Consider the following 19,727-nt stretch of genomic DNA (forward strand, 5'->3'; position numbering starts at 1 on the left):
TTGTACCTTATTTCTCAGGCAGCAAGCCGCGCGGGCTAAACCTGAGCATCACGAGCATCACAAGCCCCATGGTCAGCAAACGCATATGCGCAGCGGATGCCAGCAGGTGTTCGCGCAGAGCATTGCCAGGCTCCATGCCAGCGGTCACGAGCTCCATCAGCCAGCGGCCAAAGGGTTCGACCTGCACCCACAGGAACCAGATCAGGAACCCCCCGAGCACAGCGCCCAGGTTGTTGCCCGACCCGCCCACGATCACCATCACCCAAATCAGGAAGGTGTAGCGCAGAGGCTGATAGGTGCCCGGTGTCAACTGTCCGTCCAGCGTGGTCATCATCGCACCCGCCAAACCGCAGATCGCAGAGCCGAGGATGAAGATTTGCAGGTGGCGACGGGTCACGTTCTTGCCCATCGCGCGGGCGGCGTCTTCGTTATCGCGGATCGCGCGCATCATCCGGCCCCAAGGGCTGTGCAGCGAGCGCTGCATCAGGAACAGGATGATCAGCAGAACGATGGTGAACAGAACGCTATACCCCAGCTTCACGTAGAGCGTTGACGCGGTCACTGGGTCCAGCCCGAACGACGCTGCCTTTTCCACAAAGGACGGATCGGCTTGCAAATCAATCTCGTAGGGCAGCGGGCGGGGCAGGCCGTTTACGTTTTTCACGCCGCGCGCCAGCCAGTCTTCGTTCTTCATGATCGCGATGATGATCTCGGCAATGCCAAGCGTCGCGATGGCCAGATAGTCGCTGCGCAGACCCAAAGCGGTTTTGCCGATGATCCACGCGGCGCCCGCAGCCAGCAAACCGCCCACAGGCCACGCCAACAGAACGGGCAGGCCAAGGCCGCCGAGGTATCCCTCTAGGGCGGGGTTCACCTTTTCAATGGCGTCGCGCGCAGGATCAAACAGACTGCGGTAGATGGCAAACCCTGCGATCAGCAGAACCCAAGTCACGACGGCGCGCAGGTTGCCTTGGGGCAGGCGCGAGCGCACCAAGATCACAGCCGCCAAAGACAGCGCCCCAACCAGAAGTGCGACCCAGATGTTGACGCCCCCAGCCGCCCAAGCGGCGGGTACGGGCGGCATCGACACGAGCACAGTCGCCAGACCGCCAAGCCCGACAAATCCCATGATCCCGACGTTAAACAGGCCCGCAAAGCCCCATTGCAGGTTCACGCCCATAGCCATGATCGCGCTGATCAGACCCATGTTCAGAATGCCAAGCGCCGAGTTCCAGCTTTGGAAAAAGCCGGTGCCAAGGATCAGAACCGCCACCAGACCGAACAGCGCGGTTGTTTTCACGGTGTCGTTCATACCGATTTCCCCTTGAACAGGCCGGTGGGCTTGAACAGCAACACCACCACCAGAATGACAAAGCTGACAGCGAATTTGTAATCCACCGCCAAGAGCTGCAGCAGCCCATCGGGCGCCAGCGATTCAGGCAGGATGTAGCCAGCGGCCTTTTTCCATGCATAGGTGATGGTCACCTCGGAAAACGCGATGACAAAACCACCCGCGATCGCGCCCAAAGGACTGCCCAATCCGCCCACAATGGCAGAAGCAAAGATCGGCAGCAGGAGCTGGAAATACGTGAAGGGTTTGAAGCTCTTGTCTAGGCCATAGAGCACACCTGCGACCGTGGCCAAAGCTGCCACGAGGATCCACGTTACGGCAACCACCCGTTCGGGGTTGATCCCTGACAGCAGTGCCAGATCTTCGTTGTCCGAATAGGCACGCATGGATTTTCCGGTACGTGTGTGGTTCAGGAACCAGAACAGCGCGGCGACCACCAGAACAGCGGTCACAACGGTCAAACCCTGAGAGGTCTTGATCGCCAAGCCCTCGTCCAGGCCGGTCATCTTCTTGAAATCCCGCGCGCCGATGATGAAGCGTTCACCATCCGCGAACCGCTGGTCATCGGGCCCGATGATAAAACGCACCAGACCGTTCATCACGAACATCACGCCCATGGAGACGATCACCAGAATGACCGGCTTGGCCTTTTGTTTGCGATAGAATTTGTAAACCACGCGGTCCGTCCACAGCACCAGCGCCGCCGTCACCGCAATACCAAAGGGCAGGGCAAGTAGCGCCGTAGGCAGCGGCCCCAGCGAGACACCCCAACTTTGCAGCAGCCACGTCACCAGCACCGTCACCATCGTGCCAAAGGCCATGGTGTCCCCGTGGGCAAAGTTCGAGAACCGCAGAATGCCATAGATCAGCGTGACTCCCAGCGCCCCGAGCGCCAATTGGCTGCCATAGGCAATGGCGGGCACGAACACGAAATTCGCAAGCAGGACGAGTGTATTCAGGATGTCCATCCTCAGCCCCCCAAGAAAGATTTGCGGACTTGCGGATCGGCCAGCAATTCCTTGCCCGTTCCGGTATGAGCATTCGCGCCCTGCACCAGAACATAGCCTTTGTCCGCGATTTCAAGTGCTTGTCGGGCGTTCTGCTCCACCATCAAAATGGAAATGCCCGTGCGCGCGACTTCGATGATCCGGTCAAAAAGCTCGTCCATCACGATCGGGCTCACACCTGCCGTCGGCTCGTCCAGCATCAAGAGCTTGGGCTGGGTCATCAGCGCGCGGCCCACGGCCACCTGCTGACGCTGACCGCCGGACAGCTCGCCCGCATGCTGGTTGCGCTTCTCTTTCAGGATCGGGAACAGATCATAGACCTGTTCCATGGTGTCCGCGAAATCATCCTTGCGCAGAAAAGCCCCCATCTCGAGGTTATCTTCCACACTCATAGACGTAAAGATGTTGTGCGTCTGCGGGACAAAACCCATGCCCTTGGCCACGCGGGCCTGCGGGGTCAGGGTGCGAATATCTTCGCCATCGAACATCACCGATCCGGAATGCACATTCAGCATCCCGAACACAGCCTTCATCGCGGTCGATTTGCCTGCGCCGTTCGGGCCCACGATCACAGCAATCTCGCCGCGATCCACCTCGATCGTCACACCATGCAAAATGTCCGGCCCGCGCCCGTAGCCACCAACCATGTCGGTCGCACTCAAAAAGGACGAAGTCACAACGCGCCCCTTTCATCTTTGCCAAAATACTCTCGGGGGGAGTCGATGCCGCGCATCGACGGGGGGCAGACGGCCCCCCAGCTACGCCAGCCGCTCATACGCCCACCTGATCTTTGTTCTTCAGGCCCGTGCCCAGATAGGCCTCGATCACCTGTTCGTTGGACTTGATCTCCTCGATCGTACCTTCGGCCAGCTTCTTGCCCTCGGCCATGACGATCACGGGGTCGCACAAGCGCCCGATGAAATCCATGTCATGTTCGATCACGCAGAAGGTATAGCCCTTTTCCTGATTCAGGCGGATGATCGCGTCGCCGATGGTGTTCAGCAGCGTGCGGTTTACGCCCGCGCCGACCTCGTCCAGAAATACGATCTTGGCGTCGACCATCATGGTGCGGCCGAGTTCGAGCAGCTTTTTCTGACCGCCCGACAGGTTGCCGGCCTTTTCATCGGCAACGTGGGTGATCGTCAGGAACTCCAGAACCTCGTCGGCCTTGCGGCGCAGGGCTTCTTCCTCGCGGGCAATCTTGCCGCGCTGAAACCAACTGTTCCACAGATTCTCGCCCGTTTGCGCAGGGGGAACCATCATCAGGTTCTCGCGCACGGTCATTGAACTGAACTCGTGGGCAATCTGGAACGTCCGAAGCAGCCCCTTGGCGAACAATTCGTGGGGCGGCAGACCGGTGATGTCCTCGCCATCCAAGTAGACTTTTCCCGACGTCGGGGGCAGTGCGCCAGCGATGACGTTAAACAAGGTGGACTTGCCCGCGCCGTTTGGCCCGACCAATCCGGTAATCGACCCTTTGGCAATCTCTAGCGTGGCCCCATCCACCGCGCGAAAGCCGCCAAAATGTCTGTGCAGGTTTTCAACCCGTATCACGGTGTGTTCTCTCCGTGCTTTTTATTCAAGCGTTGGCGCTTTGTCATAAAAGCACAGCCCGGACAAGCCGGGCTGCACTGTGTAACGTTAGGTCACGTTTAGCGGATGTTCTCGGTCTCGTACGCGCTGCCGGTGATCACGTACTCGCGGTAGGTGCCAGCCGCTTCGCCGGGGCCGATGAGTTCGACGTTGGTTGCGCCGACGTAGTCGATGTCGCCGCCATTCGCCAGAATCTCGAGCGCTTTACCAAGTTCACCGGGTAGGATGGGCTCGCCAGGGGCGTTCGCCACTTCAAGCAGCTTGGATGCTGCCGCAGCCGAGGTCGCTTCGCCGCCTGCTGCCATCGCCAGAGCGATCAGCGCCGCTGCATCATAGCTTTCACGGGTGTAGGCACCTTCGGGGTTGATGTCCGCGTCAACTGCCATAGCGGCAAAGGCCGTTGTGCCTTCGCCTTCGGACCACGGAACCGCACCGAACGAGCCTTCCATGTCGTCACCCAGATCAGCAACCAGCTGGTCGCCATACATGCCGTCACCCAGCATGAAGGTGTCGAATGCACCGGTGTCGAGCGCGCCTTGGATCACGCCGCGGCCGCCTTGGTCGGTGTAGCCCAGCACGACCAGCACGTCGCCACCCGCCGAAGCCAGAGCGCCAACTTCGGCCGAGTAGTCGGCTTTGCCGTCTTCGTGGGGTGCGTTGATGGTGACGGTGCCGCCGGCTTCTTCGTAGGCTGCGATAAAGCTATCGCTCAGGCCCTTGCCGTAGTCGTTGTTGGTGTAGGTGACGGCGACTTCCTTGATGTCCTTGTCCATCAGGATGTCCGACAGAACGACACCCTGACGCGCGTCCGACGGAGCAGTGCGGAAGAACAGGCCGTTATCTTCGACGGTCGACAGGCCGGGGCTGGTCGCCGAGGGCGAGACCATGACGATGCCATTGGGCACAGCCACGTTGGTCAGGATCGCGCCGGTCACGCCCGAGCAGTCCGCGCCCATGATCGCGGCCACACCATCCGAGGTGATCAGGCGTTCAGCGGCTGCGGTTGCGCCCGCTGCATCAACGCAGGTCGAATCCGCGCGCACAGCTTCGAGCATCTTGCCACCCAGCAGACCGCCAGCGTCGTTGATTTCTTTCATCGCGAGTTCGGCCGAGTCTGCCATCGCGGGGGTCAGGGATTCGATAGGCCCGGTAAAGCCCAGAATAACGCCCATTTTGACAGTTTCGCCGTGGCCTTCGGCCATCGCCGCACCTGCGGTCAGAGCGGTGGCCGCAGTGGCCAGCAGAAGCTTTTTCATTGATTTTTCTCCCAGTTGGAACGCGTTGTCCGGTGCGAAGCCTAGGACGGCTTTGTGGAAAAAGAAAGAGGTGAAGCGACGGCACCTCCTGACCCTTTGATACACGCAATCGTCAGCCCAGAGACCGTTCAGCCATGCTAGGTCTTACGTAAAGGAGGACACTATGCGCCGATCCATTTTAGCTTTGACGATTTGCCTAGCGGGGGCCGCCCATGCGGAGCCCGAGATTACACCAGTGGCGCGCGGTTTTGATGCGCCGTGGGCTGTGGGTTTTCTGCCCGATGGTGGCATTCTAGTAACCGAAAAGGCAGGAGAGTTGATCCTGTTGTCGGATGGCACCGCCACGCGCATCGGCGGGTTGCCTCAAATCCGCGAGATCGGGCAGGGCGGACTTCTAGATGTCATGGTTCCGAGGGACTTTGCTGACAGCCGAGAGGTTTTTCTGAGCTACGCCAAGAATTTATCAAGCGGTCAAGGAACGGCGCTTACTCGGGGTATTCTGGCAGACGGCGCGTCCGAACTCACGGATGTGCGCGACCTGTTCGTGATGACCGCAGGCAGCAGCGGCGGGAACCACTTTGGCAGCCGGATCGTCGAAGCCACCGATGGGACGCTGTTCCTGACGATTGGCGAACGTGGCGATGCCGACTTGGCGCAGGATCTGAACCGGCACAACGGAAGCGTCATTCGGATCAATCGGGATGGCTCGGTTCCAGAGGACAACCCCTTTGTCGGGCAATCGGGTGTGCAGCCGGAAATCTACAGTTACGGACATCGTAATCCGCAGGGCGCGGCGCTGGATGCCCAAGGCAATCTGTGGGTGGACGAACACGGCGCACGGGGTGGCGACGAGATTAACCGGATCAAGCGCGGTGCAAACTACGGTTGGCCGGTCATTTCCTATGGCCGCCACTATAGCGGGGCCAGAATCGGCGAGGGCACGGCCAAAGACGGCATGGAGCAGCCCGAGTTCTACTGGGACCCCTCTATCGCCCCCAGCGGGATGGCGATTTACAGCGGTGCACTGAATGACGAATGGAAGGGGGACTTCCTCGTCGGGTCGCTGAAGTTCGACATGATCGCCCGCGTTGATGCAGACACGATGCAAGAGGTCGAGCGCATCCAGACCCCCGAAACCATGCGCGTGCGCGACGTGGTCGAGGGGCCGGATGGTGCGATCTATTTCCTGTCAGAAATTAACGGCGCGCTCTACCGGCTTGAGCCCTAAGGACTATTCCAGATCTTCGGGCTCTTCGTTGCGGCGTGTGCCTTGGCTGCCGCGCTCACGATAGGGAGTGGTTTCATAGTGCGCGCGATAGCACTTGGAGAAATGCGAGGGGCTGGCAAAGCCGCAGGCCAGCGCCACGTTAATCACGCTCATGTCGGTCTGCATCAACAGGTTGCGGGCCTTGGACAGTCGCAGTTCCATGTAATAGCGTTTGGGGCTGCGGTTCAGATAGCGGCGGAACAGGCGTTCCAGCTGGCGCGTGGACATGCCCACGTCTTTGGCCAAAATGGCTGGGCTGATCGGCTCCTCAATGTTCTTTTCCATCATCTGGATGACTTGCGACAGCTTGGGATGGCGCACGCCGATGCGGGTCGGGATCGACAAGCGTTGGGTGTCGCGGTCCGTTCGGATCGAGCTGTAGATCAGCTGGTCAGCCACCGCGTTCGACAAATCTTCGCCGTGATCATCTGCAATAATTTTCAGCATCAAGTCGATCGAGGCAGTGCCGCCAGCCGCTGTGATCCGGTTTCCGTCCACCACAAACACGGATTTGGTCAGATCAATCTCGTCAAACTCTTCGGTGAAGCTGTCCTGATTCTCCCAGTGGATGGTCGCGCGCTTGCCATCCAGCAGGCCCGCCTTGGCCAGAACGTAAGAGGCCGTACAAAGCCCGCCGATGGGCGCTCCGCGGCGGGATTCCTTCCGCAACCAGCTCAGCAAGCGCTTGGTCGTCGACTTCTGAACTTCGACGCCGCCACACACCAGAATGGTGGAATCGCGGGGCAGGTCCTCAAGGTCGGAATCCAGCTTGAACTCAACTCCAGAAGAGCTGGTAACGGTACCACCGCCTTCGCCAACCAGAGTCCACGTATAGATTTGCTTATCGGCCATACGGTTGGCAATGCGCAGACCTTCGACCACCGAGGTGAAGGCCATCAGCGTAAAACGATCCAACAGGGCAAAGACAAAATGTCTGGGTTTGTTGCCCGCATTTTCGATCGGGATAACGAGTCTTTCCGTCTGGGCCATGCCAGCGCTCCGTCATAGGCGTGGGGCGGGAGTGACTTCCGCCAAATTTTAAGGAGCCATTTCGACCAGTCTGAAACCCGACGTCAAGGGTCTTTGGCAAAACGGTTATGGCCATCGCTTTTCTGGTTATGTATAGCGGTTGCACTTTTCACATCTCATAAGCGGAGAGAGAGATGACCGAGTGGAGCAAATCGACCTGGCGCAACCTGCCCCGAGTGCAGATGCCTGAGTATACCGATTCTGCCGCCCTGGCGGCTGCAGAGGCCAAACTCTCTTCGTATCCACCCTTGGTTTTTGCCGGAGAGGCCCGCAAGCTGAAGGCCGAGCTGGCCAAAGCGGGCCGCGGCGAAGCGTTCCTGCTGCAGGGTGGCGATTGCGCAGAGAGTTTCCAGCAGTTCAGCGCGGACCTGATCCGTGACACCTTCAAGGTGATGCTGCAGATGGCGATGGTTTTGACTTACGGTGCCAAGGTGCCCGTGGTCAAAGTTGGCCGCATGGCGGGCCAGTTTGCGAAACCGCGCTCGGCCCCGACTGAGGTCAAGGATGGCGTGGAACTGCCCAGCTACCGTGGCGACATCATCAACGATCTGGATTTCACGCCGGAATCGCGCATCCCGAACCCGAACAAGATGCTGGAGGCCTACACTCAGGCGGCGGCGACTCTGAACCTGCTGCGCGCGTTCTCGAGCGGCGGTTACGCCGACGTAAACGAAGTGCACAGCTGGACCCTTGGGTTTACCGAAGGCGAGAAGGCCGAGAAATATCGCGCCATGGCGACCCGCATCAGCGACGCGCTGGACTTCATGAAGGCCGCAGGCGTGGACAGCAGCCAGCAGCACACCCTGCAGAGTGTGGATTTCTACACCAGCCACGAGAGCCTGCTGCTTGAGTACGAAGAAGCGCTGACCCGCGTAGATTCGACCAGCGGCAAATGGCTGGCTGGTTCCGGCCACATGCTGTGGATCGGCGACCGTACCCGTCAGCCTGATGGGGCGCATGTGGAATTCCTGCGCGGCGTTCAGAACCCAATCGGCCTGAAGTGCGGCCCGACCACGACCGCTGAAGATCTGAAGATCCTGCTGAACAAGCTGAACCCCCAGAACGAAGCGGGCCGTCTGACCCTGATCGCGCGTTTTGGCGCTGGCGCCGTTGGCGATCACCTGCCGCGCCTGATCAAGGCCGTTCAGGAAGAGGGGGCAAACGTCGTTTGGTCCTGTGACCCGATGCACGGAAACACCACCAAATCGTCGACCGGCTACAAGACCCGCGCCTTCAACAGCGTGTTGAATGAGGTCAAAGAGTTCTTCGCGATCCACAAAGCCGAGGGCACCATCCCCGGCGGCATGCATTTCGAGATGACCGGCGCAGACGTGACAGAGTGCACCGGCGGTGTTCGCGCTGTCACCGACGAGGATCTGTCGGATCGCTACCACACCGCTTGCGACCCGCGCCTGAACGCATCGCAATCGCTGGAGCTCGCTTTCCTCGTGGCCGAAGAACTGTCGAAGCGCAACGCAGAGCAGGCAGCCGCCGCGCTGGCCAGCTAAAGGCAATGGGGCGGTTAGTCCGCCCCACCGTCGATCAATTCGAAGCCGGTCCCGAGCGGGGCCGGTTTTTCCATTTTCGGGGGGTGCACCGCGCCGCACAACGCATCGGTCGAGGCATAATCCAGCCGGAACCGTTTGGTCGGGCCGCTGCCATCATCGGCGACAAGACAGCCCAAAATACGGCTCGCATCGCCCAAATCCGACAGCATCGGCCATAGGTTCATGCGGTAATTACCCGTGGCGGACCATCCGGCAGACAGCCGCATCTGCAGGATCGCAGGACGCTGAAAACATTCTTCGATCAATCCGCTCAGCTGGTCACGATAGGGCATCTCGAACAGGGCAGACAGGGGCATTCCCCGCAGGTCCATGCCAAGAACGTCGCACAAGACACTGCCACACAACCGAAATCGGACGTGGCCTGTACCGATCCGCTCTAGCAAGAAGACCTTGTCCAGATGATCAGCCATATCCTTGGGCCGCAGATCACTACGTTTCGGCAGAGCGCCGTCCACGCGCAAGCTTTGCCAGTATGCGCCGACGTCCTGCAGGGCACTCGGTGGGGCCCCTTTGATGAAATCGGCCAAGCTCAGCACCACTCCCATAGTGCAGCCTCCTGTTTTTCAATTCGTTGATGCAAAGGAGCCGAAAACTCGTTTGGAAGTTTCGGGGTATTTCCATCGCTTACGAGGGGAATTTGACAGAGTTTCTCTTTAAAATCCCGCCAAACCTGAAGAACCGGTTAACGCGTGGACGGGGCTGCCTCTTGCACGTGGGGCCATGGCAGGCATAGTGGGCGCCAGAATAAAGGAACGAGCATGAAATCACTGACCGGATATGCCAGTCTCGAAAACCAAGGCGAAGGGCTGCGCTGGCAATGGGAGTTGCGTAGTGTCAACGGCAAGGGGCTGGACCTGCGCATCCGGATGCCTGACTGGTGTTCCACACTAGAAGCTGAGATGCGCAAACGCATAGGCGCGGCCATCGCGCGGGGCAATGTCACCATCGGCCTGCGCATTTATGCAGATGGCAGCACAGCAGGTACGTCAATTGATACAGATCATCTGGACCGTACGCTTGATCTGTTGGCGTTGGTCCAAGAGCGAGCCGCGCATCGTGGTCTGGCCCTTGGGGCGACCTCGGCTGCGGATGTGCTTGGGATGCGTGGTGTCCTGTCCGAAGATGCGCGCAATGACGGGATGACAGATGCCCTGAGTGCGCTCTTGCTCAGTGATTTTGACTTTGCGCTAAAGGCGTTTGTCGACAGCCGTGCCGCCGAAGGGGCCGCTCTGTCTGCGGTGATTACCCGCCATCTGGATGCCATTGCAGGGCAGCTGACCTCCATCCGTGCCATCCTGCCGGCGCGCGCCGAAGCGCAGGCCGAAGTCTTGCGCGCAGGGATGGCGCGTCTGCTGGAGACAGAGCAACTGGATGCGGGCCGTCTGCACCAAGAGGCCGCCGTGCTGGCCGTCAAATCCGATGTGACCGAGGAACTGGACCGTCTGGACGCGCACGTCGCCGCCGCGCGCCAGTTGGTTTCCACTGATGTACCGATTGGCCGGAAGTTCGACTTCCTGTGTCAGGAGTTCAACCGCGAAGCCAACACGCTTTGCTCGAAATCGCAACACAGCGGTCTGACCGAATTGGGGCTTGAGATGAAAGTCACCATCGACCAGATGCGCGAACAAATTCAGAACGTAGAATAATGCCCCACGATACCCGCCGCGGCCTTCTTGTTATCCTGTCCTCGCCTTCGGGAGCGGGCAAATCGACCTTGGCCAAGCGCCTGATGGCGTGGGATCCGACGCTGTCCTTTTCGGTTTCTGCGACCACGCGTAAACCCCGTCCCGGTGAAGTGGACGGGAAGGACTACCAGTTCGTCAGCGAGTCCGACTTCAAACACATGGTCAGCGATGACGAGATGCTGGAGCACGCCCACGTTTTTGGGAATTTCTACGGCTCGCCCAAGGGCCCGGTGCAGGCTGCGATCGACGATGGCAATGATGTGCTGTTCGACATCGATTGGCAGGGCGCACAGCAAATTCGAAATTCGGCGCTTGGGCAGCACACGCTGTCGATTTTCATCCTGCCGCCGTCGATCCCCGAATTGCACCGCCGCCTGATCAGCCGGAATCAGGATGACGAAGACACCATTACCAAGCGCATGAAGAAAAGCTGGGACGAGATCAGCCACTGGGGCAGCTATGACTATGTGCTGGTGAACGACGATCTGGATAAGACCGAAGAAATGCTGAAGTCGATCCTGACCGCCACCCGCCTGCGCCGCTTGCAACAGCCCGGTCTGGTGAAACACGTCCGCGCCCTTCAGGACCAATTCGAGGAGCTCGACATTTGACACTATACGCATTGGACGGAATTTCACCCGATATTGCCGAAGACACGTGGATCGCCCCTGACGCCAACCTGATTGGCAAGATCGTGGTTGAACCGGCAGGGTCGGTTTGGTTCGGTTGCACCCTTCGCGGCGATAACGAGGAAATCCGCGTGGGCGCGGGCAGCAACGTGCAAGAGAACTGCGTGCTGCACACCGACATGGGGTACCCGCTGATGATTGGCGAGGGCTGTACCATCGGCCACAAGGCGATGCTGCATGGCTGCACCGTTGGAGACAACACCCTGATTGGCATGGGCGCAACCATCCTGAACGGCGCCAAAATCGGGAACAACTGCTTGATCGGGGCAGGGGCTTTGGTCACCGAGGGCAAAGAGATCCCCGATGGGTCGCTCGTGATGGGCGCGCCGGGGAAAGTCGTGCGCGAACTGAGCGAAGAGGCCATCGAAGGTCTGCGCAAATCGGCCATCGGCTACCAAGAAAACATGCGCCGGTTCCGTGCCGGACTGACCAAGATCGACTGATCTGGACGGGGTGTGCCGCTACGGCCGCACACCCCAGTGCCGCTGTCCGAGGCCGCTCTGTAGCAAAACTGTTACATTCTCGTGACAAGCAGCGGCGATAATTTTCGAAAAATGAGGAGCGTTCGCATGGACCTTATGCCCATCAAGACCATTGTCGATGGTCTGCCTCTGGCTGCAATGGTGGTTGACCAAAGTCGCCGACTGGTCTGTTTGAACACTCTGGCCGAAGAGATTTGGGGCACCGGACTTGCCAACCGCCATTACGAAGTGGCCCTACGCAATCCCGTCTTGACCGGTGCGATCGCCGAGTGCTTTCGCGATCGCAAAACCTTTCAGACGCGGATCAGCACGATCATTGGCAGCCGCGAGAGCACGTTCTCGTTGAAAGTAGCAGCGATTGAGGGCGAGGCCTTCCAAGGGGTCCTTGTCACCTTCGAAGACGTGAGCCCGCTGGAAGATGTCGGTCAGATGCGCCGCGATTTCGTGGCAAATGTCAGTCATGAATTGCGCACACCGTTGACTGCGCTGCTTGGCTTCATCGAGACATTGCGCGGCCCTGCCAAAGATGACGCACGTGCACGGGATCGCTTTCTAGGGATCATGCAGACCGAAGCCAGCCGCATGAATCGCTTGGTCCGCGATCTACTGTCCCTGAGCCGTGTTGAAAGCGAAGAGCGCATTCGACCAGGCCAGCAGCTTGATCTGCTTGGGACGGTCCAGAGCACGGTGAAGGCATTGGAGCCCATCGCCGAGGATAAGGGGATCAGCGTGAACCTGACCGCGCCAAACGGCGAGGTGATGGTGAACGGTGATTGCGACCAGTTGAACCAAGTTTTTACCAACCTCATCGAAAACGCGATCAAGTATGGGGGCAACGGCGGTGATGTGAGCGTCACCGTCACGGTCTTGGACCGCGATCCTACGGTCCGTGGCCCGGCTGTGCGGGTCGAGGTCACGGATCAAGGGCAGGGGATCGATCCGATTCACATCCCGCGCCTGACTGAACGGTTCTACCGCGTCGATTCACACCGTTCTCGCGAGATGGGCGGCACTGGATTGGGGCTGGCGATTGTTAAGCATATCATTAACCGTCATCGCGGGCGGATTCAGATTTCTAGTGCGCTGGGTGAAGGCTCTACATTTACTGTTACATTACCGAGACTTTGAGCGGCGCGGTGTCTGGCTAATGCTATGCACCGGTAAAAATTTGGAGTGGAGCGGTGATAAAAAACCATTGCTGAACAGTAACTTAAAACTGTCCACGCACAAAAAACGCACAAAATCTGTATGTGTCATAAACCTGTTACAGAACTGTCGCAAAAGCGTTGTCAGCAACCTTTAGCACCCACCTCAAGGTCCACAACGATCCGGACCGTTCGAGTATAACAGGAGCTACCCTATGTCCTTCGTGAAACTGACCGCCTCGACCCTGGCGATCGCCGCTGTTTCCGCCACCGCCGCTGCTGCACGTGACAACGTGCAGGTTGCTGGTTCGTCGACCGTTCTGCCCTACGCCTCGATCGTTGCCGAAGCCTTTGGCGAAAACTTCGACTTCCCGACCCCTGTTGTTGAATCGGGCGGTTCGTCGGCAGGCTTGAAGCGCTTCTGTGAAGGCGTTGGCGAGAACACCATCGACGTTGCAAACGCATCGCGCAAAATCAAAGACAAAGAGATCGCAGCTTGTGCCGAAGCCGGCGTGACCGACATCATCGAAGTCCGCATCGGCTATGATGGCATCGTGTTCGCTTCGCAGATCGACGGCCCCGCGTTCAACGCGTTCGAGCCTGCAGACTGGTACAACGCTCTGGCCGCAGAGAAGCCCGTTGATGGCGCAATGGTTGCCAACACCGCAGCAACTTGGGCCGACGCAAACGCAGAGCTGCCCGCAGTAGAAATCGCTGCCTTCATCCCTGGCACCAAGCACGGCACCCGTGAAGTTTTCGAAGAAAAAGTTCTGCTGCAGGGCTGTGAAGACACCGGCGCCGCAGCTGCTATGACCGAAATGGGCATGGACGAAGACGCAGTTGAAGCCGCGTGTATGGCAGTCCGCACCGATGGCGCATCGGTCGACATCGACGGCGACTACACCGAAACTCTGGCCCGCATCGACAGCAACACTAACGGTGTTGGCGTCTTTGGTCTGGCCTTCTACGAGAACAACACCGACAAGCTGAAAGTGGCGACCATGTCGGGCGTCGTTCCCTCGACTGACTCGATCGCAACCGGCGAATACCCTGTGTCGCGTCCGCTGTACTTCTACGTGAAGAAGGCGCACATCGGCGTCATCCCCGGCCTGAAAGAGTACGCAGAATTCTTCGTCGCAGACGAGATTGCTGGCCCCGATGGCCCGATGGCCGAGTACGGTCTGGTTTCGGATCCCGAGCTGACCGCAACTCAGGAAGCTGTTGCGAACGAAGAAACCATGTAAGTGGATGAAAGACGCCCAACGGGACGTCTGATACGAACAGGGAGCGCCGCCGACGGGTCGGCGCTCCTTTCCGATTTTTGGACCGCACGGAGCTAATATGCCCCTTCTTTGGTTAGTGTTGATCGTACTGGCGCTTGGTGTCGTCGGCTATGGTCTTGGCCGGCACAAGGCGATGACGAGTGCTGATGGCGATGTACGCCACCTGCATTCGCTTCCCGTCTATTACGGAACGAATGTCAGCCTATTTGTGGTTGTACCGGCGCTGCTGGTGATGGTCGCTTGGCTGATCGTGCAGCCGATTGTGATCAACAACTCGGTCGCCGCTGATATTCCCGCAAGCGCGATCCCCGAAAGCAGTACGCTTGGTCTGGTCATGAGTGACGTGCGCCGCGTGGCGGATGGTCTGGATCTGGCCGTGACACAAGGCGCGCTGACGAGCGCAGAGGCCTCTGGTCTGCAAGCAGGTGTCAGCGACGTGCGCGCCATTCTGGCCGATGTCGGCGTGGCTCTGGGCTCTGACGTGAGCGCGACGACCTTGAGCGCGGCGCAAGAGTATCGCGCCATGGCATCGACCGCCAATCTGGCGATGACCGCTCTGGTTTTGGGGCTGGCGATCGCGGGCTTTGTCTATGCCTATGGCCGCACGAACAAAGATTTCCGCGCCCGTAATGTGGTCGAGAAGGCAATCCGCGCCATTCTGATTGTGGCCGCGTCGATTGCGATCCTGACCACCGTGGGTATCGTGTTGTCGTTGGTGTTCAACACGATCGAATTCTTCAAGCTGTACCCTGCGGCCGACTTCTTCTTTGGCACCACGTGGAGCCCAAGCTTTGGCGGCGGTTCGGAGCTGGGTGTTCTGCCGCTGCTCTGGGGTACGCTCTATATTTCAGTGATCGCGCTGGCGGTTGCTGTGCCGATCGGACTCTTTGCTGCGATCTACCTCTCTGAATACGCGGGCCCCAAGGCGCGCGGCATCGCCAAACCGCTGATCGAAGTGCTCGCGGGTATCCCGACCATTGTTTACGGTCTGTTTGCCCTGCTGACCGTTGGCCCGCTTTTGGTGAACGTGTTCGGGTCGGGCGGCGCGTTGGGGGTCGACTGGATGTCCGGTGCATCTTCGGTCACTACCGCAGGCCTCGTGATGGGCATCATGCTGATCCCCTTTGTCAGCTCGCTGTCCGACGACATCATCAACGCCGTGCCCCAATCCATGCGCGATGGCTCGCTGGGCCTTGGCGCGACGAAATCTGAAACCGTCAAGCAAGTGGTTCTGCCCGCCGCGCTGCCTGGCATCGTAGGTGCCGTCCTCTTGGCCGCAAGCCGCGCGATAGGGGAAACCATGATCGTGGTTCTTGGGGCAGGGGCCGCGGCCCGCCTGTCCATGAACCCGCTCGAGGCGATGACCACCGTCACCGCCAAGATCGTCAGCCAGCTGACCGGCGATGCGGACTTTGCAAGCCCCGAAGCGCTTGTTGCCTTTGCCCTCGGCATGACCCTGTTCGTCATGACGCTCGGCCTAAACGTCCTCGCGCTCGTGATCGTGCGCAAATATCGGGAGCAGTACGAGTAATGACCGACGCGACCAACAACACCCCGAAGTCTTCGCTTCTCACTGTCAGTCCGCGCGTGAAACAGCGCAATGCCGCCGAAGCCCGCTTCAAGATGTATGGCATTGCCGCCGTTATGACCGGTCTGGTGTTCCTGATTATTCTGCTGTCGACCATCCTGTTTAATGGTGTCGGCGCGTTCCAGCAGACCTTTATCGAAGTGCCCGTCTATCTGGATGAAGCCAAGCTGGACAAAAACGGGAACCGCGATCCAGAGGACATCAAGAAAGTTTCGACCTTTGGGTATAACCCGCTGATCGAGCAGGCGATCTACGACACGATCTCTGCAAAGATGGACAAAAACCCTCTCGCGAAAGCCAAAGAAGCCAAGGCGCTGATTTCGGCCAGTGCGGCGGCGCAAATCCGAGATGTAGTCATTGCGAACCCCGACCTGATTGGTCAGACCGTGGACTTCCGCATTCTGGCGGCGAGCCGCGTGGATGGCTACCTGAAGGACCGCGTGACCCGCGAGAGCATCGCACGCGACAAGAATATCGACGCTGTTCACCTTGATATCATCGACGCACTGCGCGCCAAGGGGATCGTGAAGCGCGAGTTTAACTGGTCCTTCATCACCGGTGCAGATGCCTCCGAAAGCCGCCCCGAGCAGGCAGGCATGGGCGTGTCGATGCTGGGCTCTCTGTTCATGATGCTGGTGGTTCTGGTCCTGTCGCTGCCCATCGGCGTCGCGGCGTCGATCTACCTCGAGGAATTCGCGCCTCAGAACAAATGGACCGACCTGATCGAGGTGAATATCTCGAACCTTGCCGCCGTGCCGTCGATCGTCTTCGGTATTCTGGGTCTGGCCGTGTTTATCCAGTTCGCCGGCCTGCCGCAGTCTGCACCCTTGGTCGGTGGTCTGGTTCTGACGCTGATGACGCTGCCGACCATCATTATTTCGACGCGTGCTTCGCTGAAGTCGGTGCCGCCGTCGATCCGTGATGCGGCCTTGGGTCTGGGGGCGTCCAAGATGCAGTCAGTGTTCCACCATGTGCTGCCCTTGGCGATGCCCGGCATTCTGACCGGCACCATCATCGGTCTGGCACAGGCGTTGGGGGAAACCGCACCGCTCTTGCTGATCGGTATGGTGGGCTACATCGCGTCCAACTATCCCACAGGCCCGATTGCAGGCTTCATGGACCCGAACTCCGCGATGCCCGCGCAGATCTATGAATGGGCCAAGCGTGCTGACCCCGCATATTACGAACGTGCTTGGGGCGGCATCATCATTCTGCTGGTGTTCCTGATCACGATGAACATCATTGCCATCATCCTTCGCCGACGTTTCGAGCGCCGCTGGTAAAGATAGGATACGATTATGTACGACAACCCGAATCTGGAGCGTAATGTGGCTCAGCAAGACACCAAAATTTCGGCCCGCAACGTCCAAGTCTTTTACGGCGACACCCACGCCATCAAGGACGTGAACATCGAAATTCCGGCGCGCACGGTCACCGCATTCATCGGCCCATCGGGCTGCGGTAAGTCAACATTTCTGCGCTGTCTGAACCGCATGAATGACACGATCGATATTTGTCGCGTCGAAGGTGACATCAATCTGGACGGTGAAAACATCTACGACAAGCGTGTCGATCCCGTGCAGCTGCGCGCCAAGGTCGGCATGGTGTTCCAAAAGCCGAACCCGTTCCCCAAATCGATTTACGACAATATCGCCTATGGCCCTCGTATCCACGGACTGGCCAAGAACAAGGCCGATCTGGACGAGATCGTTGAAAAGGCGTTGCGTCGTGGTGCGATCTGGAATGAAGTCAAAGACCGTCTGCACGCACCGGGCACCGGTCTGTCGGGTGGTCAGCAGCAGCGTCTGTGCATCGCGCGCGCCGTTGCGACTGAACCTGAAGTGCTGCTGATGGACGAGCCGTGCTCGGCACTGGACCCCATCGCCACCAGCCAAGTTGAAGAGCTGATTGACGAACTGCGCGACCAGTACTCGGTTGTGATCGTCACGCACTCGATGCAACAGGCGGCGCGTGTCAGCCAGAAGACCGCGTTCTTCCACCTTGGTAATCTGGTCGAGTTTGGTGACACCGGCCAAATCTTTACCAACCCGCAGGACAGCCGCACCGAGTCCTACATCACCGGCCGTATCGGATAAGGGTCTGAAAACATGAATGATTCACAACACATTGTCTCGTCCTACGACCGCGACCTCGAAGGCGTTCAGGCTCTGATCATCAAGATGGGCGGCCTTGTTGAAACGGCGATCCTTGACTGCGCCAAAGCGCTCGAGATGCGCGACGAAGAACTCGCAGACAAGGTCCGCAAGGGCGACAAAGCCATCGACGCCATGATGGAACAGATCAACGAAGAGACCGCTTTTGTGATCGCGCGTCGCGCGCCCGCAGCCAGCGACCTGCGCGTTGTTCTGTCCGTGATGAAGATGAGCAACAACCTCGAACGTATTGGCGATTATGCAAAAAACATCGCCAAGCGGGCAGGGGTCTTGCTTCAGATGACCCCGATTGAGGGCTCGTCCGGCGCAGTCCGCCGCATGGCACGTGAGGTCGAATTGATGCTCAAGGATGCCCTGGATTCCTATATCCAGCGTGACCCAGAACTCGCTCAGGTCGTTATCAATCGCGACAAAGAAGTCGACCAGATGTACAACGCTCTGTTCCGCGAATTCCTGACCTTTATGATGGAAGATCCGCGTAACATCACCGCGTGCATGCACCTGCATTTCATCGCCAAGAACATAGAGCGCATGGGCGACCACGTGACCGCATTGGCGGAACAGGTGATCTACGTGAGCACCGGCAAATACCCCGAAGAAGAACGTCCCAAAGCCGATAGCACGCCATACGAAGTGCACGGCGATCCTATGGCGAACAACGACTGAGGGTCAGAGAAATGAGTGCTGAACAACCCACTGTGCTGGTCGTTGAAGACGAACCGGCGCAGCGCGAAGTCCTGACCTATAACCTAGAGGCCGAAGGCTTTCGCGTGATCCGAGCCGAAAACGGCGAAGAAGGCTTGATGATGGTGGACGAGGATCGTCCGGACCTGATCGTCTTGGATTGGATGATGCCAAACGTTTCTGGCATCGAAGTGTGCCGCCGCCTGAAATCCCGTGGCGACACGCGTAGCATTCCGGTGATCATGCTGTCCGCACGTTCCGAAGAAGTGGACCGTGTCCGCGGACTAGAGACCGGCGCTGATGACTACGTGATCAAGCCGTACTCTGTGGTCGAGTTGATGGCCCGTGTGCGCGCACAGCTGCGCCGGACGCGTCCTGCGACCGTCGGCGTGAAGCTGGAGTATGAAGACATCGTTCTGGACGCCGAAACGCACAAAGTCTTTCGCAACGAGAAATCCCTGAAGTTGGGGCCAACCGAGTTCCGACTGTTGACCACGTTCATGGAAAAGCCTGGACGTGTCTGGAGCCGCGAGCAGCTCTTGGACCGTGTCTGGGGGCGCGACATCTACGTGGACACGCGGACAGTCGACGTGCACATCGGGCGACTGCGCAAGGCGCTGTGTCAGCACGGCGGCGAAGATCCGGTGCGGACGGTGCGCGGCGCGGGCTACGCCTTAGGCTGAAAAAATTACATAAACGCGTAACAGCAGGCGGCCATTGGTCGCCTGGTTTGTTTCTGAGTCTTTTCCAATCAGAGAGATTCCTAGGGATCGGCCACAATGTACGTTCGTATATACTGTAGGGCTGTATCAGCATGTTGGCTCAAGGGTCGTTGCGACAACTTCTCCTATCTTAGCTTCATCATTTCTTCTCTGAAGGCTTCGGTGGGCGTGCGCCAGCCTAGACACTTCCTGGGGGTTCCGTTC

Annotated in this window: 19 protein-coding genes; 12 read left to right on the plus strand and 7 right to left on the minus strand. The window is 59.0% G+C overall.

Features of this window, described 5'->3' with window-relative positions; all coding sequences use genetic code 11:
- Positions 1–7: 7 nt before the first annotated feature.
- From BM225_RS11600 to BM225_RS11620, 5 genes are all read right to left on the minus strand, one after another.
- Positions 8–1,312 carry a branched-chain amino acid ABC transporter permease gene (locus tag BM225_RS11600; protein WP_072706479.1) on the minus strand — a complete coding sequence of 435 codons (1,305 nt, stop codon included), beginning with the start codon at positions 1,310–1,312 and terminating at the stop codon, positions 8–10.
- Entirely contained in the window at positions 1,309–2,319 is a 1,011-nt protein-coding gene (locus tag BM225_RS11605; protein ID WP_072706478.1) for a branched-chain amino acid ABC transporter permease, read from the minus strand. Before BM225_RS11605 ends, BM225_RS11600 begins: the two co-directional genes overlap by 4 nt.
- A 2-nt stretch (positions 2,320–2,321) precedes the next feature.
- A complete protein-coding gene (locus BM225_RS11610; protein ID WP_092464423.1) occupies positions 2,322–3,005 on the minus strand; it encodes an ABC transporter ATP-binding protein in 684 nt (227 codons plus the stop codon).
- 124 nt (positions 3,006–3,129) lie between these two features.
- Complete coding sequence (locus BM225_RS11615; RefSeq protein ID WP_072706476.1) at positions 3,130–3,912, minus strand: ABC transporter ATP-binding protein; 783 nt, start codon at positions 3,910–3,912, stop codon at positions 3,130–3,132.
- Positions 3,913–4,010: 98 nt separating this feature from the next.
- A complete protein-coding gene (locus BM225_RS11620; RefSeq protein WP_072706475.1) occupies positions 4,011–5,207 on the minus strand; it encodes an ABC transporter substrate-binding protein in 1,197 nt (398 codons plus the stop codon).
- A 163-nt stretch (positions 5,208–5,370) separates the two neighbouring features.
- Between BM225_RS11620 and BM225_RS11625 the strand changes: the two genes are divergently transcribed.
- Positions 5,371–6,435 (plus strand): PQQ-dependent sugar dehydrogenase, encoded by a 1,065-nt coding sequence (locus BM225_RS11625; RefSeq protein ID WP_072706474.1) that lies wholly within the window; start codon positions 5,371–5,373, stop codon positions 6,433–6,435.
- Positions 6,436–6,438: 3 nt separating this feature from the next.
- On the opposite strand, the gene BM225_RS11630 is transcribed toward BM225_RS11625, so the two are convergent.
- Positions 6,439–7,464 (minus strand): GlxA family transcriptional regulator, encoded by a 1,026-nt coding sequence (locus tag BM225_RS11630; protein ID WP_072706473.1) that lies wholly within the window; start codon positions 7,462–7,464, stop codon positions 6,439–6,441.
- Between the two features lie 173 nt (positions 7,465–7,637).
- Between BM225_RS11630 and BM225_RS11635 the strand changes: the two genes are divergently transcribed.
- On the plus strand, positions 7,638–9,011 hold the full coding sequence (locus BM225_RS11635) for a class II 3-deoxy-7-phosphoheptulonate synthase (RefSeq protein WP_072706472.1): 1,374 nt from the start codon (positions 7,638–7,640) through the stop codon (positions 9,009–9,011).
- 14 nt (positions 9,012–9,025) lie between these two features.
- On the opposite strand, the gene BM225_RS11640 is transcribed toward BM225_RS11635, so the two are convergent.
- Entirely contained in the window at positions 9,026–9,616 is a 591-nt protein-coding gene (locus BM225_RS11640; RefSeq protein WP_072706471.1) for a PAS domain-containing protein, read from the minus strand.
- Between the two features lie 213 nt (positions 9,617–9,829).
- Between BM225_RS11640 and BM225_RS11645 the strand changes: the two genes are divergently transcribed.
- The 10 genes from BM225_RS11645 (at position 9,830) to phoB (ending at position 19,484) form a co-directional block, all read left to right on the plus strand.
- Complete coding sequence (locus tag BM225_RS11645; protein ID WP_072706470.1) at positions 9,830–10,717, plus strand: YicC/YloC family endoribonuclease; 888 nt, start codon at positions 9,830–9,832, stop codon at positions 10,715–10,717.
- Positions 10,717–11,367, plus strand: a complete 651-nt coding sequence (gene gmk / locus BM225_RS11650; RefSeq protein WP_072706469.1) for a guanylate kinase — start codon at positions 10,717–10,719, stop codon at positions 11,365–11,367. Before BM225_RS11645 ends, gmk begins: the two co-directional genes overlap by 1 nt.
- Positions 11,364–11,888, plus strand: a complete 525-nt coding sequence (locus tag BM225_RS11655; RefSeq protein WP_072706468.1) for a gamma carbonic anhydrase family protein — start codon at positions 11,364–11,366, stop codon at positions 11,886–11,888. Before gmk ends, BM225_RS11655 begins: the two co-directional genes overlap by 4 nt.
- Positions 11,889–12,014: 126 nt before the next feature.
- Positions 12,015–13,055, plus strand: a complete 1,041-nt coding sequence (locus BM225_RS11660; protein ID WP_092464406.1) for a sensor histidine kinase — start codon at positions 12,015–12,017, stop codon at positions 13,053–13,055.
- 232 nt (positions 13,056–13,287) lie between these two features.
- Entirely contained in the window at positions 13,288–14,316 is a 1,029-nt protein-coding gene (locus tag BM225_RS11665; RefSeq protein ID WP_072706466.1) for a substrate-binding domain-containing protein, read from the plus strand.
- Between the two features lie 97 nt (positions 14,317–14,413).
- Positions 14,414–15,886, plus strand: coding sequence for a phosphate ABC transporter permease subunit PstC (pstC, locus tag BM225_RS11670; RefSeq protein WP_072706465.1), 1,473 nt, complete (start codon positions 14,414–14,416; stop codon positions 15,884–15,886).
- On the plus strand, positions 15,886–17,226 hold the full coding sequence (gene pstA, locus BM225_RS11675; protein WP_092464408.1) for a phosphate ABC transporter permease PstA: 1,341 nt from the start codon (positions 15,886–15,888) through the stop codon (positions 17,224–17,226). Before pstC ends, pstA begins: the two co-directional genes overlap by 1 nt.
- Before the next feature lie 15 nt (positions 17,227–17,241).
- Entirely contained in the window at positions 17,242–18,039 is a 798-nt protein-coding gene (pstB, locus tag BM225_RS11680) for a phosphate ABC transporter ATP-binding protein PstB (protein ID WP_072706463.1), read from the plus strand.
- Positions 18,040–18,051: 12 nt separating this feature from the next.
- On the plus strand, positions 18,052–18,783 hold the full coding sequence (phoU, locus tag BM225_RS11685) for a phosphate signaling complex protein PhoU (protein ID WP_072706462.1): 732 nt from the start codon (positions 18,052–18,054) through the stop codon (positions 18,781–18,783).
- 11 nt (positions 18,784–18,794) lie between these two features.
- A complete protein-coding gene (phoB, locus tag BM225_RS11690) occupies positions 18,795–19,484 on the plus strand; it encodes a phosphate regulon transcriptional regulator PhoB (RefSeq protein ID WP_072706461.1) in 690 nt (229 codons plus the stop codon).
- The last annotated feature ends 243 nt before the right edge of the window (positions 19,485–19,727 follow it).

Source organism: Donghicola eburneus (assembly GCF_900115865.1).
Taxonomy (GTDB): domain Bacteria; phylum Pseudomonadota; class Alphaproteobacteria; order Rhodobacterales; family Rhodobacteraceae; genus Donghicola; species Donghicola eburneus.

Bases quoted from the DNA above. Each gene is read 5' to 3' on its own strand.
- BM225_RS11600 (WP_072706479.1), bottom strand. From the start codon at position 1,312: ATGAACGACACCGTGAAAACAACCGCGCTGTTCGGTCTGGTGGCGGTT.
- pstB (WP_072706463.1), top strand. From the start codon at position 17,242: ATGTACGACAACCCGAATCTGGAGCGTAATGTGGCTCAGCAAGACACC.
- BM225_RS11625 (WP_072706474.1), top strand. From the start codon at position 5,371: ATGCGCCGATCCATTTTAGCTTTGACGATTTGCCTAGCGGGGGCCGCC.
- BM225_RS11630 (WP_072706473.1), bottom strand. From the start codon at position 7,464: ATGGCCCAGACGGAAAGACTCGTTATCCCGATCGAAAATGCGGGCAAC.
- BM225_RS11635 (WP_072706472.1), top strand. From the start codon at position 7,638: ATGACCGAGTGGAGCAAATCGACCTGGCGCAACCTGCCCCGAGTGCAG.
- BM225_RS11610 (WP_092464423.1), bottom strand. From the start codon at position 3,005: ATGGTTGGTGGCTACGGGCGCGGGCCGGACATTTTGCATGGTGTGACG.
- pstA (WP_092464408.1), top strand. From the start codon at position 15,886: ATGACCGACGCGACCAACAACACCCCGAAGTCTTCGCTTCTCACTGTC.
- pstC (WP_072706465.1), top strand. From the start codon at position 14,414: ATGCCCCTTCTTTGGTTAGTGTTGATCGTACTGGCGCTTGGTGTCGTC.
- BM225_RS11660 (WP_092464406.1), top strand. From the start codon at position 12,015: ATGGACCTTATGCCCATCAAGACCATTGTCGATGGTCTGCCTCTGGCT.
- gmk (WP_072706469.1), top strand. From the start codon at position 10,717: ATGCCCCACGATACCCGCCGCGGCCTTCTTGTTATCCTGTCCTCGCCT.
- BM225_RS11620 (WP_072706475.1), bottom strand. From the start codon at position 5,207: ATGAAAAAGCTTCTGCTGGCCACTGCGGCCACCGCTCTGACCGCAGGT.
- phoB (WP_072706461.1), top strand. From the start codon at position 18,795: ATGAGTGCTGAACAACCCACTGTGCTGGTCGTTGAAGACGAACCGGCG.
- BM225_RS11640 (WP_072706471.1), bottom strand. From the start codon at position 9,616: ATGGGAGTGGTGCTGAGCTTGGCCGATTTCATCAAAGGGGCCCCACCG.
- phoU (WP_072706462.1), top strand. From the start codon at position 18,052: ATGAATGATTCACAACACATTGTCTCGTCCTACGACCGCGACCTCGAA.
- BM225_RS11645 (WP_072706470.1), top strand. From the start codon at position 9,830: ATGAAATCACTGACCGGATATGCCAGTCTCGAAAACCAAGGCGAAGGG.
- BM225_RS11665 (WP_072706466.1), top strand. From the start codon at position 13,288: ATGTCCTTCGTGAAACTGACCGCCTCGACCCTGGCGATCGCCGCTGTT.
- BM225_RS11605 (WP_072706478.1), bottom strand. From the start codon at position 2,319: ATGGACATCCTGAATACACTCGTCCTGCTTGCGAATTTCGTGTTCGTG.